Genomic DNA, 15754 nt, shown 5'->3' with positions numbered 1-15754 from the left:
ATTGCCTGTTTATAACGGCTAGCCTCTTGAAACGACCCGTTTAATATGCAAAATGAGATACATTTTCTCTTCGTCCGAAATCGAATAGCCAAACTTCTTTTCTATATACTGCTTGATTTTCAGCACGCATTTATTCACTTCGGGGTACATGCCTACGATTTGGTCAGCCAATGCGTGATCGTCAGAATCGAGCATTTTGTTCTCCGTCAGCCGCTGAATGAAAAATTGCAAATGCGTCATAAATCGCGAATAATTGATCGACTGCGGTTCCAGCTCAATATCGAAATATTGCTTAATCATTTGAAGAATATCTTTATACGTATCCGTCATTAAAATAACCTGGCTCATATTATCTTCCGTTTGCTGGGCATTGACCAAGTGGAAAGCAATATTCGCCGCTTCCTCCTCAGGCAGAGCAACACCCAGCCGCTGCTCTATCAACCCTAGCGCATATTCGCCAATGCTGAATTCAAACGGGTAAAACTTTTTCACTTCCCACAGCAGCCGGTTTTGAATCGTCATATTAACCTTGAACCGTTTGACCGCCATATGCAGATGATCGGTTAAAGCAACGTAGAGATGCTCGCTGAGCGGCTTGTTCAAACGCCCCTTCGCAAACGTTATAATTTCATCTGCCAGAAAAAGATAGTCCTCGGGAATTTCCTTCATCAGCTTGGACAGGTTAGCGAAAATATCGTCGCTTTGCGGCACATAGATTTTTTCAATGTCGCTCTCCCTGATTTTATCGCCAGCCTTGCTGTTGTAGCCGATTCCCTTCCCAAGCACAATCACTTCCTTCTGATCGTCGCGTTTGGCGAGAACAACGCTGCTGTTGAGGATTTTGATTACTTTCATCTGCGAGCACCCCGTCGTTGATAATATTTAATTTATATAACGGTCACCAGCCGCGTATCGGGACCTGCCGGACTATTTTCATCCTGGGTCACAATTTCCAAATAATCCGCGGTATTCGTTACAATGACCGGAGTCGTCGTATCATAGCCAGCTTGCTTGATGGCCTCAAGGTCAAATTCAACGAGAAGCTGCCCTTGTTTAATGACGTCACCCGCTGCTGCATGAGCCGTAAAATGCTGGCCTTTCAGCTTCACCGTGTCGAGGCCGATATGAATAAGCAATTCCACGCCGGAAGCAGACTTTAACCCTAAAGCATGCTTCGAACGAGTCAGTGTCTCCAGCGTGCCGTCAAAAGGAGCGACTACCCTTCCGGCACTAGGACGAACGGCCATGCCTTTGCCCATCAGCTCTTTGGAGAACGCCTCGTCTTTAATGTTGCGAAGAGCGACGCTTGTTCCTTCCAGCGGGCTGTAAATATAGCTTTTCGCATTGGATTTGACCGTTTGCGGAGCCTGCTTTGCTTGCTCAGACGCTCTAGCATGCTGCGTTAGCGTAGTGGAGGAAGCAGGTGGGACAATCGTTCCATTTCCAGCTGCGGCTGATTGAGCCGTATCCTGAAAACCAATGAAATAAACCGCAAGGAACGTAATCACTGCCGAAATAATCAATGTGACAATTGCATTTATTATGTTAGCCGAAGAATCCGAGCTAATGTACATGGGAAGCGAAGCAAGTCCAGGACCGACCGCTGCATAAGCTTTTAGCTGGACAATACCGGAGTAAGCTCCGGCTATTCCCGCACCGATCATACAGCCGATCATCGTTTTCTTTAAGCGCAAATGAACGCCGTACAACGCTGGCTCTGTAATGCCGAACAAACCTGAAATGCCTGCTGAAATTGCCAGCGACTTGAGCTTGGCATCCTTCGTCTTGAAAGCAACCGCCAAAGCACCAGAGCCTTGAGCAATATTGTAGGAAAGCATTGCAACCAGCAGCAATGTGTCATAACCCGGCGAAGCAAGAGATGTAAATACGACGGGATAAAATACTTTGTGCATGCCGAACATGACGATGAATGGCAAAATAATCGCCATGAGCGCAACCGTCAGCCAACCAGCCCGATCCTGAATCCAATAGACTCCCGTAGATAAGCCATTGCCCACATAAGTTCCGAGCGGCCCAATGACGATCAAGCCGACAGGCACAACGATAAGCAGGACAATTAACGGCTTCAGAAAAATTTTAACGGGCCCTGGCGATACCTTATCGGCAAATCGCTCAATGTAGGACATGAACCACACGATAAGAATAATCGGGATCACCGTCGAAGCATATTGGACGACAGGTATTGGCATGCCGAGAAAAGCGATCGGCACCTTGCTGTTGAACAAAGCCGTCAAATTCGGATGAAGCAGCACGCCCGCAATCGATACCGCCACATACGGATTAACTTTGAACTTCTGCGCACTCGTGAATGCGAGTAAAATCGGCAGGAAATAAAACGCTGCATCGCCGACAATCGATAGAATCACATACACTTGATTCTCTTTAGCCAACCAGCCTAACGAAGTAACAAGCACTAAAAGCGCTTTCAACATCCCGGCAGCGGCAATCGCCGGAATGACTGGCTGGATAATGCCCGAAATGGTGCCGGCGAACAGGTTGAACCCCGCTTTAAACCCTTTTTCCCGTTTAACGCTGCCAGATTCTGCATCAATAGTGGTCATTTGGGCTAGCTCCCTGTACACATAACCTACATCATTGCCAATAATAATTTGATATTGCCCGCTGCTATTGACGACATCCAAAACGCCATCCAGCTGTTTAATCGCCTCTGTCTGCGCTTTCGCCGGGGTTTTCAAGGTCATTCTCAGCCGGGTCGAGCAGTGGATGACGCTGGAAATGTTGCTTTCGCCGCCAACCTTGTCCAGGATGGACTTCGCCGTCTCTTTGTAGTTCATAATGTTCCCTCCAGAGATTGTAAGCATGCAAATATAGGCAACAAAAAAAGACCTAAGACGGGCAGGTAAAAGTAAAGATTACCTACCCAATCTAGGTCTTGCCTGCCGAACAGTAACATGCCTGTATTGGATAAAATATGAAGTTATTGGTTGTGAAGCTTGATTGTTTAGTCTCGAGCTGTTTGGTAAATAAGCGCTTAGCCCTATTATAGCCAGATGTTTAGAAATTGCAAATCTTTTTTGCCGACATGCCGTTTATTCCATTTGATCTAGCAAAATAAATTGGCCATCCGCTTCTTCCAAGCGGAAAATGACGGGACGCTCCTGCGGGTGCTTGTTAGGCGCATGAATGGTCAGGCATAGCTGGCCTTCAAACGTTCTAAACAGCATGCCATGGCCCCCGTCCTTCGCAAACAATGGCTCGGCGTCCTGAATCCATGGCCCTGTAATTTGCCCGGAAGCCGAGCGGGCAATTCCCATCGTATAGCCTTCCTGACCAGACGTCGACCACATCATGACCAGCTCGCCATTTGCCATCCGGTGCAGGAAAGGGCCGTCCGTGACGTAGTTTTGCTGATTGTCACCGCCGCCGACCGACCACACAGCATCCGAAGCTTTGAACAATAAGACCGGCTCGCCAATAGCTTGCTTGAAATCATGAGTAATCCGCACCGCATACATTTCGCCGTCCTGTACCTGCACCCACTCCTTGCAGAACACCATCCACGGATCGCCATCATTGTCGATGAACAGCGTACCATCCAGGCATTCCCAATCCGGCGGGGTCAGCGTCCGGCTCCATGGCTCGAACGGCCCTTGCGGCTGGTCTGCCGCCAGAACGCCCGTTACCCGCGGAATGCCGCCCGCTTTAAAGCTAGCGAACATATAATAGCGGCCTTCCCACTCGTACACCTCCGGTGCCCAATAGTGATGGTCCGACCAGAAGTCCGGCTCAGGCCGGAAGCACGCAATGGGCCCCTCCCACTCAGCGAGATCGTCGCTCTCATAAACGTCAAAGCCTAGCGCTTTGCCGCTCCATACATTTTGCCCGGTGGAGCCGTACAAATAATATTTTTGGCGTGTTTGGTCGACTAGTATATACGGATCGCGAAAATGAATATCTCCCAGCTGTTTTTTGCTCAAATGAAACGCCCCTTTGCGCTATTTTAATCGTATTCACAAATGAATTAATGAAATCATTAATTAAAGAACATATAAATTAACCTTACCTCATCATATAATTTGAAGGGCCTGATCGCAATCTTTTTTTGAAGGAGACAACTCTGTGCTAATTGTGACCCAGCATGCAACAAATTGTGCGTATATTCGTCTGAAATGAAAATGCAGGAAAATAATTAATCGTTTATTTCACTAAGGGGAGTGCAAACATGAAAGCAAAACATATAACCGTTCAAGGCTGTATTTTATTCAGCCTCTTAATAAGTGGCTGTTCGAATGATAGCCAAATAGGGACACCCACAGCAACCGAGAAGCCCATTTCAACGGCTCAGCCTGCGGCTGCCGTTACGAATTCGGCTGCTGAGCTGAGCAGCCTGAGCTTTACAACGAGCCGCAACGCCGATGGCAGCCTAAGTGCAGCTTTACCCGCTTCTTTCGGCCATTATTCAATGAGCAGCAGCCCTCCTGTTGAGCTTCAAGGAAGCATCTATCACATGGTCAATCTGTACCGCGGCGACGATAACGTTACAAATGCGCTTCTTTCGCACCGCCCCGGACAGGACGAGGTAAAGGTCGAATGGAGCGAGACGATTACCGATTCCAACAATCGCTGGTACAATTCTTTTCATCCCGGGAAGGAGCGGCAGCTTCTCAAACTGGACGAGGAACGGCTCGTGTTTCTTGAACCGGAAATCATTGGCGACAGTGGTCGCTACCACCTGTCCACTTTAAATGCAAAATCAGGTGAAATGGCACGGATTAGAGAGGATTTTTGGCCGCTAGCTGACGACTACGACTACATTTATCAATATCAATGGAACGAAGAGAAGCAGCAGCTGTTTATGCAGAGCTATTTGGGGAAAGTGTGGTTTTTCGACCTGCAAGGCGAGGACAACCAGGATCGGGTGCCGGAAAAGTTGCTCCGCGTCATCCCTCATTCGACGACCGGAGCCCCTTCCTTGTTCGTTTCACCTGACTTTGAACGTTTCGCCCACAACGATGAAAGCGGGGAGGTTACTTTTTACACGGCTGACGGACAACCGCTTAAAAGTGTTAAACTTCCGGAAAAACGCTATGTCGCCTCCGAATTGATGAAATGGAATCCGGCAGGCACCGTGGCCTGGATGGATACGGCTCCAGAGCAGCGGCATCGCATTACAGGCATCGATATTGATTACTTAAAGCTGGCTCCTCAGCAAATTCATTTTTATGACCATGATGGACTGCCTATTGCTTCGTTGAAAGCCGCGGCAGGCGATCATTCAGCGATAGAAGTCGTTCGGTGGCTTGATTCTAACGTCGCTCTCATCAAAGCCTATACCTATGCACTAAAAAACACTACGAATTATGACATAGAAGAAACGGATATTAGCTACTACAGCTATGATGTCATTCATAAAGTGAAAAAGCCCGCTGATGCAGCGCCAGCAGCACCGGTCAAGGATTCGGCCGCCAAGGCGGAACCGCGCATTTCCGAGGATGGGCGAACCCTTATATATGAACAAGGTTAAAAATGGGGCGTAATAAGCGGGCACTCTGCAGCAGCAGAGCAGCCTCTCAATCTTTATGAATTGCAAAAGGCTGACGATGGATTAATGCCCATCGTCAGCCTTGCATTTTTCAAACCAAAGCCTCAGCTATGCACGGAGGACGCTTCATCCAGCGTCTCCTGCTTCAAATTAATGCTGCCCGCGTCATCAATGAACCCAATCAGCTTCTCAAGCGCTGAAATTTCCAAAGCTTTAATCGTTTCCACACATTGCTTCATTTTGCCAATGAGGAGCAGGTCCTCACTAATTTCGAGTTTCAGATAGAGATTGCGCAGCACAAGCGTTTTGTCGACTAAAAGTGCAAATTCATCAGCTAACGCAACTGACGGCTTAATCCTTCCTGTCTTGCTTAAATAGTCAAAAAGTAAGCGCATGCATTTTTTATGCTCATACAAAATATGAAAAGGCAAGCTTGAATGCGCGGTGCTCTGTTGTTCAATCCGATCAAGAAAATGCTGTAAATCCGTATAAACATCGATGCCGTATGAGGCCTGCTCCCTCGGCTTCGTGAATAAAGGCATTCGTTCGTATGAATTTCTAGCGTACAAATAATCCTTCAGCAGCTTGCTCGCTAACGAAAAATTAAATTCATAATGCTCGACTTGATTTAATTCAATGACCACGATTTTGGAGCGATTTAACACTTGTCCATAAATCCCCTGTTTCGCAGCATGAACAAGCGCCGGGATGGAGATGGTGACAGCCATGTACTGGGCGTTGAAATAATCCATCAGCGTAAATTCATTTTTCTCCAAATCATAGCCCGTAATAAGCAATTGGCTTCTTCTATTGGCCTTCCCATAAAAATTCGAATAAGGCACATAAAAATAATCGCAATTTATATAAACATATTGATTGTTGTCAATGCAGCTAATAATGAACTCATCTAATGGAGTCAATTGGTTAATTAGACTCAATTCTATTTCTTGCGTATAAATCCACGGGTTATTGTTGTGCCTCCAAATGAGGGGCTCCCCTAAATAAAAGCTCAGCCAATGAATGTCTTTATCGAAGGGCTTATCTGTATACAGCTGTATAAAATGATTCAATATCCAGGCTTGAGACTTTTCATCATTACTCATTACTGCTAAAAAATGGGAATATCTTTTGTACCCCACAACTATTGGTATCGTTACAGGCAGCATCTTTTTTGTCAAACGATCCTTCCTTTCTCATTATAATTGAGGGCTTGTCACAATTATTTTTTGAGAAACTCTAGATGAAGAATAAACCGCAGCAAAACACCCCTTCTTGCATCCTTATTTGTAATAATTATCCTATAATTGTAACGTATTAGTTAACAGGCTGCAATCCTTTTCGACCAATTGGTTCGAGTAGCCCCACTAAACAGCCTCCATCCAACCATTCCCGCTCTACCACAATCATTTTTCTAACTCTTTACAGAAAAGAGGACGCTTGCTTACCTTTTTCTGTTGTTCGGTCACCTACCAGTCGTTTTTTATTGTATTTACAACAATAATGATTTTGTATAGGATAAACGAAGAACTTGTAATTTCAACCGAGCAAAACAAAAATCCGTCAGGGGGACTCTAACATTGCGTATAAAAGAAGGTTACCCATTTGAGATACGACGTTTATATCATCAAGAACTTCAAGATATACGAGCGCTTATGCTTGAGGTAATTTCACGGCTGCCTTTCCAGGATCTTTTTGCAATGAATGACGAAGATTACTTCCTCGAGCTTATGAATGGAAAGGGTGAGGTATACGGTGCTTTTCATAATGGGAAATTAGTTGCTTATTCAGTTTTGGCATTTCCCGGTGTAAGTGAGAGTAACCTAGGAACTGAATTTGGAGTACCAGAAAAAGAATTGCCCTTTGTTGCAGTATTGGATTCAACTGTAGTCCATGAATCCGCTCGCGGGCTTGGTCTACAAAGCTTCTTTCATGAGCTGAGAGAAAAGCGTGCGGTGGAAAAAGAATGCCTGTACCTATATTCAACTGTGCATCCTCAGAACCATACAAGTATTCATAATCTAGAAGCTGCAGGTTTTACTCTTCAGTTTACACGACTGATGTACGGAGGCAAGAATAGACATTGCTATTCAAAACGACTAATTGGGCTAAAGAAGTACGATAGTTGAGTCAATATGAATCATATATGAAAGGAGCACTCAACAAAGAGCGCCCCTTTTACATTACAATCTTTTACTATTTGCTGTTTTCCTACTGCCCGGCTGCTTTAATAAGCAAGTCCAGACTCTTCCTGAAATTTAAAATGGGAATTAGTCACATAGCCTCTCGGCAAAGCCGGCATATTGGTAAAGGTCGATTGCAGAGCGATGTGCCGCTTCGTCTCGCCGCTTTTTACGATGCTGTGTAAAATTTCCAGCGCATGATAGCCCATCTCCTTGCTGGCCCGGTTCGCTCTGCCCTTGCGCATGGACCATGCCATTTCTGCAACGCCAAGTCCTCTGCTCTCCTGCGTGAAGCTATGGGATTGCTGCATCACCATCGGCTCCGTGTTCCCCTTCAATATAACGTTGACTTCCCCTCCAAAAAGGTTAGGATCTGACATATACATCACGCCATCCGTGCCGTACAGCACCAGCGTAGGCTTCTCTGGGACAATCAGTATGGAATTGGAGTCAAACAGCATGCTGCCGACCGCCCCGCTCGCAAATTGCAGCGTGCCGGCCATTAGATTTTCACACTGGATTTCGTAGGACTCATCGAGCTTCTCCATATAATAATGCTGCCGTTCCTTGTTCAGCGTCTTCGCAATTCCGGAAACCTCCGCCACAGGTCCCAAAAGGCTCAGCAAAGCGGTAATATAATAAATGCCCACGTCAAAACCAATACCCGCGCCGGGCTTAATCGCATTCGGAGACAGCTCCGCGAAGAGGGATACATCCCTGCTTAAGGCGCAGTGAGCGGATGTAATCGTTCCGATCATCCCGCTTTCGACTACATATCTGGCGGTCTGAATGCTAGCTCCAAGGAACGTATCCGGGGCGACGCCAAGGTATAGGTTTTTTTCATCCGCAATTCTCACGAGCTCGGCCGCTTCCTCCAGCTCCAGCGCCAGCACCTTCTCGGTATAAACATGCTTGCCAGCTTCCAGCAGCTGCTTGACGACACTGTAATGGGCGGTCGAAGCAGTCAAATTAACAACGAGCTCAATAGAGTCATCTTCCAAAATTTGTTGCATGGTGAGCGCTTTAATGTTGTATTTTTCGGCAGTGCGCTCGGTCTTGTCCAAATTACGATCATAGCAGCCGACGACCTCTAATATACGAAACTGGTTAATCATCGTGCTTAAATAGGCGTCGCTAATCGCTCCGCATCCAATAGTAGCTACTTTTACAGGTTTCAAAGCTGTCATCCTAGTCAACCCCTTCTATATTATAAAAAATAGCTCACGCCCAGAAAAAGAGAATCGTCCTTTGTTCATCCGGGATTAGAACGTTAAGCCTTCAAGCGGTACGAAACAAAGGCAAGCCTGCGGCTGTCCGGCGCCCATGAATTGACGTTAATCGTGCCTTGACCGCCGAACAGCTTGGCAATCGTGCGGGACGCTCCGCCTTCGGCAGGCATTAAGCGAAGCTCCACTTGTTTGTTCGGCGGGTGCTCGCCGGGGGCAACATCTTCGGTGCGGTAGGCCACATAACATACCCATTTGCCATCGGGAGACACATGCGGGAACCAGCTGTTCGCATCGTCAAAAGTCATTTGCTCCTGATTTTCCCCGTCAGCGTCCATCCGCCAAATTTGCATGAGGCCGCTTCGCGTCGAATTGAACCAGATCCAACGGCCGCATGGGGAATATTCAGGTCCATCATCCAAGCTTCCTGGAACATCGGTCAGCTGTGTTTCGTCGCCGCCGCTCACAGCAATCGTATAAATATCGTATTGACCCTTTCTTTCCGCACAATAAGCAAGCGTCGAGCCGTCAGGAGACCATCCATGCAAATAGCTAGGAGCATTCGGCGTTACAAGTTCCGGCGTTCCTCCCTCGAGTGGCAGCACGTAAATTCGGGAGCTTGCATCCTCTTCCGTAAAATGGCTGACCGCAAGCCTCGTGCCGTCGGGAGAAAGCACATGATCGTTGTTGCAATCGATCGCAAATCCGGTTTCAATCTGCTTAACCGTTTGGCTGTCCAATTCATAGGCGTACATGCGGCCATTGCCGTTATAAACTAGAAATCGGCCGTCCTGCGTCCAATTCGGAGCTTCAATGACGTAGTCGAATTCTCGTAAAACCGTCCGTTCCCCCGTAACGATATCGAGCGTTTCCAATAGGCTGTAGCTATCCCGCTGCTTCATCAAAGCTCTGAGCGCATGAATGTCCACTTTTCAATCCCCCTCTGATATTTAAAATAGCTTGTGATTTCATGTCTGATGCGATTAATCCGCTTATTTCACTTCGTCTAAAGGCTTGGCCAGCCCTTTGACCAGGAGCTCCATTAATTGGCTAGTGTCAGCCAAGTTGTTAATGCTGAGCTCTAACCCAAGCTGCGCTTTCGTGTCTACATAGCTGTACGAGCCTTTGCCGAAATAGCCGACATGATATGGCTGTTCTGCTCCGATGCCCTCCAGCGTGTCATACATTGCCTTCCGGTCATCTACAAACAGGCAGAAATGGAATACGCCTTGTCCGTTATTGTCCAAGAAGGTTCTCCATGGACTCGGCGTTTCCGCTGGCTGCATAAGCTCTAGTATGAAATTCCCCAGCTCATATTTGGCGACCTTGCAGCCGCTATATTCAGCGGCCTTCTCATGCGTATAGTGAAGCAAGCCTTCCGTTGGGAATATTTCTACAGGCGCCTGCTGGACGCCGAGCACCTTGGACCAATTGGCGCTGGCCTGCTTCGCATCATGAACGACAAGGCAGATCTGGGTCATTACAGGTGGCGATTGAGTCATCATTTTTTTTCCACTCCTTCGATTCGTTTAAAAGCCATGCAGATGAATAACGATGCAAAAACATGAAGCTAGCTGGTGTTCATACAATATGTTAACGTTAACATATCAATCACAGCCAATGTGTTAACGTTAACACATTGGCTATATAACTAGGCAATGCTTAACCGTGCTCACTCAAAAAATCTTCCAGCTACCGCGGTGCGGACGCTAAAAAGCAAGGAGCAGGGAGCCCGATGGGAAAACCCGCCGGGCCGAAGGGAAGGCCGCCGTCTACCTTTTCAGACCATATGGCTTTAGTCGCCCTTCCATTCTCGCACCGTATGGCGATCCATCAGAAAAGGGTCTATCCCGATTGTGCAAGATGTGGCTTCCTGATCATTCATTCGCTGCAAAAGCAGCTGCAAAGCATGATCGCCAATTTCCTTAAATGGCAAGCCGACGGAAGTAATCGGCGGTGACAGCAAAGCGGACAGCGTGTTGTCATATCCGATCAGCGATAGATCATCAGGTACGCGAAGACCGCGTTCATACAATATCTGTAATACTCCGCAGGCGTAAATATCAGAGGTCATAAAAATCGCCGTAGGCGGCTGTCCAGCCCTTAACAGCTGGTCGATTGCCATTCGGCCTGCATCGATCGAATATTCGGGCATCACCTGCACCCACTCTTCATGAGGGGCAATTCCCGCCTCGTTCAGCGCATCCAAATAACCGGCATAACGATCCTCTTCCACCTGATGCCCCAGCTTGGAGCCGATAAAGGCAATTCGCCGATGGCCCTTTTGCAGCATATGCCGGACGGCACCTAATGAACTCGCACGATCATTAACGACAATGCGGTCTACCATCGGCATATCATAGGTTCGTTCGATCATCACAACAGGAATATGATTTTCAATTAAACGCCCAATTAAGTCTTTGGAAATGGAATGATAGGAAGTCAGAATGACTCCATCCACCCGGTGGCCGATCAAGTCGTTAATTTGCTGCTCTTCCTCGCCGAGGCCCATATGGCTCGTCAGCGTCAGCACATGGTAACCGCTGCTTGCCGCTGCCGTATTAATCGCGGAGCTGATCTCCTTGAACTGCATATTGGTGTTGAATAGCGTCAAATGTCCAATAATGTTGCTGCGGCTGCTTTTCAGCCCCTGTGCAATTCGGTTTGGAATATATCCCAATTCTTTGATGATGCGCTCGATTTCCCGGCGCTTATCCTCAGATACATAACCGTTGTTATGCAAAACTCTGCCGACGGTCGCAAGCGAAACACCAGCTGCCTTAGCCACATCCGACATCTTAATATTCATTTTCAGTCTCCAGATTCCCATGTGTTATCGTTAACATATTAACATGTTATATTCGTTAGGGCAATATGATTGAAAACGCTTTTTTTAATCTTTCTTTTCTAGATGCTGTTCTCCCCTTCTCTGCATCGCTCTGTAGGCGCTGGGAGAGACGCCGTTTAGCAGCTTAAACATTTTGCTGAAGTGAAACTCCTCGAAATAGCCGCATAGCCTGCCAACCTCTTTAACCGGATAATCTGTAAATTGCAAATAGCCGCAAGCCTGCTGGTTGCGCAGATGGTTCAAATATTCTTTCGGTCCCATGCCTGTATATTTGAGAAAAAGCTTTCGCAGATAGGAAGCGGAAATGCTGTATTCCTTAGCCAGCTGCTCAATTCGCAAGTTTTCCCTATAGCTGCCCTCCAAATGCTTTTTTATTTGTTCAAAGGCGGCGATGGCTCCCGATTCAGCCAAGTTCCAGTCCGGCTGTTCAATCTGGTGGAGTCTATGCAGCAATATTTGCAGTTTGGATTGGGCAACGCTAGCGCCAGCCGCAATTCCTGCGAACCAATCCTCATGTGCTTCACGAAACAACTCCCCTAGCTCTTCCGCTTGCTTTGGCTGATATTGACTTAAAAAAGGGAGCGTAAGCTTGTTAATTGGTTTAACCTCCCCCCACATCACATCATAGATAAGCTCCGCGCAATCGAAGAGAACCATCGTCATGCGGAGCGGAGCATGCGGCTCTGAGCGCATGGACATCTCAAGACCGGGCTTTAAATAAGCGAGCATGCCCGCCTGCACCTTATGCTCCGTGTTCGTCAGAAAGGTCCCCTCTCCCCCATGAATCCAGTACAAGCTGTGCACATTCACAAGATTGCGAACATCCTCCCAGCCCGGATACGTTATTTTATCGAGGACGAAATGAATGTGCAGCACTAGGTTATTCGTGTGATAGGGCATTAGCTCCATCTCTATACCCCCTCTCCGATCCCGCTTCAATAGAGGATCGATTTTTACATGCGATTGCAGGTTTATTCCATTCCGCCTCAAAACGCCGCATGCTATTATCCATATTATCAAACGATAGCCAAGCTGACTAATGCTTCCTAGTGAAGAAGGAGGAATACCGTTGTTAAGGACTTTTCGCGAGCATCATATTCGCAAGACAGCATTATTGGACGGGCCATGGGACTTTGTAACAGATTCAGGCAATGAAGGACTCCATGAAAAATGGTTCGATCGATTTCCACATGATTCAAAAGCTTTATACATTCCATCCTGCTGGAATAACGAGCTGTCTCTGTTCCATTACGAGGGCGTTGCCTGGTATAGAAAAAAGATTCGGCTTGCAGATGCGCAGCATGTCAGACTGATTTTCCATGCCGTGCTAGGCCATTGCGATGTTTATTTGAACGGACGTCATCTCGGTTATCACTATGGCGGCTACACCCCATTTGACTTTGTCGTTCCTTCGTTAAGTGCGGGAGAGCATGAGCTTATCGTGCGGACAGACAGCACATTGGATCGCCTTACAATTCCGACGGAGCACGTCGATTGGTTCCACTACGGCGGCATTATCCGTTCCGTTGAACTGCAGCTTTTGCCGGATCTGTATATTGAGCAGCTCAAAATCGACTACTTGTTGGAAGGAGCAGAGGCAGACCTCTCCATTCAAGTAAGGCTTAACTCCCTCTCGCAGCAAGCTATCACCACGACATTGAAGCTTTCCGAAGGCGGACATGTTTTTCACTCCGAGAAAGTTAAGCTAGAGGCAGGCCAGTCTGTAGATTGCAGAGTGAAGCTGCATTGGAGCGACGTTCGGTTGTGGAATGTCGGTAAGCCGGAATTGTATAAAATAGAGGCTCGTACCGATTTTGACGACAAAATCGATCGAATCGGCTTCCGCCGAATAGAAACAAAGGACCACCGGATTCTCATTAATGGCTCTGCAATTTATTTGAAGGGTGTGAACCGCCATGAGGAGCACCCGGAGTGGGGCTTTGCTTTTCCGCCAAAGCTGATGCAGAAGGACCTCGATATCATCCGGGAGCTTGGCTGCAACACCGTGCGGGGTTCCCATTATCCCCAAAGCCCTTATTGGCTTGACCTGCTGGATGAGCATGGCATCCTTTTCTGGAGTGAAATCCCGATGTGGGGAGCCTTTCTGCCAAACGAAACGGTCTGCGAGCCATTGTTCCAGGATCGTGCGCTCACTATGATTTCAGAGATGGTTAGCCTGCACTACCATCATCCATCGGTCGTGTTCTGGTCGGTTCATAATGAGATCGACTCCCGTACGCAGGATGCCTATGAGATGACGAAGCGGCTCGTTTCCTTAGTCAAGCAAATGGATACGTCCAGACTTGTTACTTACGCCACGATGCACCCGCTGGAGGATGTTCTGCTTCCGCTTTTTGATGTCATTGGCATCAACAAATATTATGGCTGGTACGAAGGCGATATAAGCGGCTTTCGGCAAATGCTCCAGCAGTTCCACGAGCGGGCGGAAATGCTAGGGGCGGGCGATCGTCCGGTGCTCATGACCGAGTTCGGGGGAGCGGGCATCTTTGGAGACGTCGGCTGGGAGCCACGATTGTTCAGCGAGGACTACCAGGCGCAAATCGTAACGGAGGCGCTGGACATCTTCCGCAACGATGCTAAAATCGGCGGCACCTATATTTGGCAATTCGCCGATATCCGGGGCGATCTGAAGAGCGACGGCAAGCATTTTCGCGACCGTGCGCGCAGCTTCAACAATAAAGGCCTGCTGAACGAATACCGCAAGCCTAAACAAGCGTTCCGCGAGGTGCGGCGCATATACCAATCTTGGAACGATACTGCGGATCTGCACGAATAGCCTAACGATAACGTTCCAAGCTCTCATCTACAAAAGTAGGAATAACTACCGCCGAACAATTCCCTGCCAAGCAGGAGTATTTTTCGGCGTTTTTTTGCAGAGCGGAATATGGAGACCATAGATATGTACCTTGCCTTAGTCCAAAGCTGTTCCTGCTTTGTCCGTGCTATCCTTCCAGTCACATCTTGACCTTCCCTAGGATACTTTATAGAGTGGGAGCCGTTGAATTTACACATACCCAGGAGGGATCGATGATGAAACTGGATTTGGGCTGCGGCGCTAGCAAGCACCCTGACTTTTACGGAATTGACCGCCGTCCTCTGGATGGCGTGGATTTGGTATGGGATGTGAACAACGGCATTCCTCTGCCTGATAATTCGATAGAATGGGTGTTGGCATCCCGCAGTCTACCTTATGTCCAAGATTTACATGCCGTATTGAAGGAAATCTATCGTATTTCTATTCATAAATCCGTCGTATGCATACTGGCCCCTTATGCCCACAGCTTCAGAAACGCAACAAATCCTCTGCTTCGGCATCGCTTTGACGAGCATACCCCTCGTTATTTAACGAAGCATTTTTATCAGCCGCCACACGGACCAGAATCTCCAGAAATCAAGTTTTATAATGACTTGGAGGAAATTCCATTTGATTTCCGCTTGCTTCGCATGGAATACTTCTACAACGAAATCTTTCGCTCCCCTATGTATGAATCGGAAGAACTGGAAGAACTTCAACGGCTTCAGGCCAATGTCGTGGATGAAATCATGTATCATTTCGTCGTCGTCAAAGAGCATATCTCGGCATCCGAGCTTGATCAATTGTCACGGCAATCCCAAATGGAGCCCTTCTGCGTAAACGCATTGCGCAAACTTGAGCCTCCTGCGGATCCGATAGAAAAAGCCGAGCATCGCTTTCCAGAAGAAACCGATGCCGTTCCGCCAATCCCCCCCAAGCGTTCTTTGGCTCGGAGACGCCTCCACAAAAAAGCGCCGCGATTTTCAGGCAACCCCAGGAAACGATCCCGTTATTATCGATAATTTATTTGCCTTGCCCGAATGTGGACAGACAAATTCAAGAGTTTAGGCTCATACTCATGAGTTGATAGAAACTTTTATGGAGTTGTCTTTCCGAAATGGAGGTGAATCAACATTCCACTTATCGTTCGGGCAACTGTTA

The 15754-nt window shown here is 47.6% G+C and carries 13 protein-coding genes; 4 read left to right on the top strand and 9 right to left on the bottom strand.

Going from position 1 to position 15754, the window contains the following annotated elements; all coding sequences use genetic code 11:
- Positions 1 to 18: 18 nt before the first annotated feature.
- The 3 genes from licT to AC50X8_RS30495 all read right to left on the bottom strand — a co-directional run bounded on the left by licT (position 19) and on the right by AC50X8_RS30495 (position 3959).
- Positions 19 to 855, bottom strand: a complete 837-nt coding sequence (gene licT / locus AC50X8_RS30505; RefSeq protein WP_494862161.1) for a BglG family transcription antiterminator LicT — start codon at positions 853 to 855, stop codon at positions 19 to 21.
- 32 nt (positions 856 to 887) lie between these two features.
- Positions 888 to 2816, bottom strand: a complete 1929-nt coding sequence (locus AC50X8_RS30500) for a beta-glucoside-specific PTS transporter subunit IIABC (protein ID WP_494883326.1) — start codon at positions 2814 to 2816, stop codon at positions 888 to 890.
- Between the two features lie 255 nt (positions 2817 to 3071).
- Positions 3072 to 3959 (bottom strand): glycoside hydrolase family 43 protein, encoded by an 888-nt coding sequence (locus AC50X8_RS30495; RefSeq protein ID WP_494883324.1) that lies wholly within the window; start codon positions 3957 to 3959, stop codon positions 3072 to 3074.
- A gap of 245 nt (positions 3960 to 4204) precedes the next feature.
- Here AC50X8_RS30495 and AC50X8_RS30490 point away from each other — a divergent pair, with 245 nt between their 5' ends.
- Positions 4205 to 5506, top strand: a complete 1302-nt coding sequence (locus tag AC50X8_RS30490; RefSeq protein ID WP_494883322.1) for a hypothetical protein — start codon at positions 4205 to 4207, stop codon at positions 5504 to 5506.
- 122 nt (positions 5507 to 5628) lie between these two features.
- Here the strand turns inward: AC50X8_RS30490 and AC50X8_RS30485 are convergent, their stop codons facing one another.
- A complete protein-coding gene (locus AC50X8_RS30485; RefSeq protein WP_494883320.1) occupies positions 5629 to 6462 on the bottom strand; it encodes a hypothetical protein in 834 nt (277 codons plus the stop codon).
- 639 nt (positions 6463 to 7101) lie between these two features.
- Between AC50X8_RS30485 and AC50X8_RS30480 the strand changes: the two genes are divergently transcribed.
- Entirely contained in the window at positions 7102 to 7650 is a 549-nt protein-coding gene (locus AC50X8_RS30480; protein ID WP_056035316.1) for a GNAT family N-acetyltransferase, read from the top strand.
- A gap of 98 nt (positions 7651 to 7748) precedes the next feature.
- Here AC50X8_RS30480 and AC50X8_RS30475 read toward each other — a convergent pair whose 3' ends face one another.
- The 5 genes from AC50X8_RS30475 to AC50X8_RS30455 all read right to left on the bottom strand — a co-directional run bounded on the left by AC50X8_RS30475 (position 7749) and on the right by AC50X8_RS30455 (position 12687).
- A complete protein-coding gene (locus tag AC50X8_RS30475; RefSeq protein ID WP_056035320.1) occupies positions 7749 to 8891 on the bottom strand; it encodes a Gfo/Idh/MocA family protein in 1143 nt (380 codons plus the stop codon).
- A gap of 83 nt (positions 8892 to 8974) precedes the next feature.
- Complete coding sequence (locus AC50X8_RS30470) at positions 8975 to 9859, bottom strand: TolB family protein (protein WP_235533154.1); 885 nt, start codon at positions 9857 to 9859, stop codon at positions 8975 to 8977.
- A gap of 63 nt (positions 9860 to 9922) precedes the next feature.
- Complete coding sequence (locus tag AC50X8_RS30465; RefSeq protein ID WP_494862186.1) at positions 9923 to 10435, bottom strand: VOC family protein; 513 nt, start codon at positions 10433 to 10435, stop codon at positions 9923 to 9925.
- A gap of 290 nt (positions 10436 to 10725) precedes the next feature.
- Positions 10726 to 11739, bottom strand: coding sequence for a LacI family DNA-binding transcriptional regulator (locus AC50X8_RS30460; RefSeq protein ID WP_494883317.1), 1014 nt, complete (start codon positions 11737 to 11739; stop codon positions 10726 to 10728).
- Positions 11740 to 11823: 84 nt separating this feature from the next.
- Positions 11824 to 12687, bottom strand: coding sequence for a helix-turn-helix transcriptional regulator (locus AC50X8_RS30455; protein WP_494883315.1), 864 nt, complete (start codon positions 12685 to 12687; stop codon positions 11824 to 11826).
- Between the two features lie 160 nt (positions 12688 to 12847).
- Here AC50X8_RS30455 and AC50X8_RS30450 point away from each other — a divergent pair, with 160 nt between their 5' ends.
- Both AC50X8_RS30450 and AC50X8_RS30445 read left to right on the top strand, forming a co-directional pair.
- Positions 12848 to 14575, top strand: coding sequence for a glycoside hydrolase family 2 protein (locus AC50X8_RS30450; RefSeq protein ID WP_494883313.1), 1728 nt, complete (start codon positions 12848 to 12850; stop codon positions 14573 to 14575).
- Positions 14576 to 14829: 254 nt separating this feature from the next.
- Positions 14830 to 15615: a class I SAM-dependent methyltransferase gene (locus tag AC50X8_RS30445; RefSeq protein WP_494883311.1), complete on the top strand. Its 786-nt coding sequence runs from the start codon at positions 14830 to 14832 to the stop codon at positions 15613 to 15615.
- Positions 15616 to 15754 lie beyond the last annotated feature (139 nt).

The organism is Paenibacillus sp. JT22N15 (genome assembly GCF_059383755.1).
Note: the sequence above shows the minus strand (reverse complement) of the source record. Positions and strands in the feature narration are given on the sequence as shown.

Coding starts and splice junctions, on each gene's coding strand:
- AC50X8_RS30455 (WP_494883315.1), bottom strand. CDS start 12,687: ATGGAGCTAATGCCCTATCACACGAATAACCTAGTGCTGCACATTCAT.
- AC50X8_RS30460 (WP_494883317.1), bottom strand. CDS start 11,739: ATGAATATTAAGATGTCGGATGTGGCTAAGGCAGCTGGTGTTTCGCTT.
- AC50X8_RS30475 (WP_056035320.1), bottom strand. CDS start 8,891: ATGACAGCTTTGAAACCTGTAAAAGTAGCTACTATTGGATGCGGAGCG.
- licT (WP_494862161.1), bottom strand. CDS start 855: ATGAAAGTAATCAAAATCCTCAACAGCAGCGTTGTTCTCGCCAAACGC.
- AC50X8_RS30500 (WP_494883326.1), bottom strand. CDS start 2,816: ATGAACTACAAAGAGACGGCGAAGTCCATCCTGGACAAGGTTGGCGGC.
- AC50X8_RS30445 (WP_494883311.1), top strand. CDS start 14,830: ATGAAACTGGATTTGGGCTGCGGCGCTAGCAAGCACCCTGACTTTTAC.
- AC50X8_RS30490 (WP_494883322.1), top strand. CDS start 4,205: ATGAAAGCAAAACATATAACCGTTCAAGGCTGTATTTTATTCAGCCTC.
- AC50X8_RS30465 (WP_494862186.1), bottom strand. CDS start 10,435: ATGATGACTCAATCGCCACCTGTAATGACCCAGATCTGCCTTGTCGTT.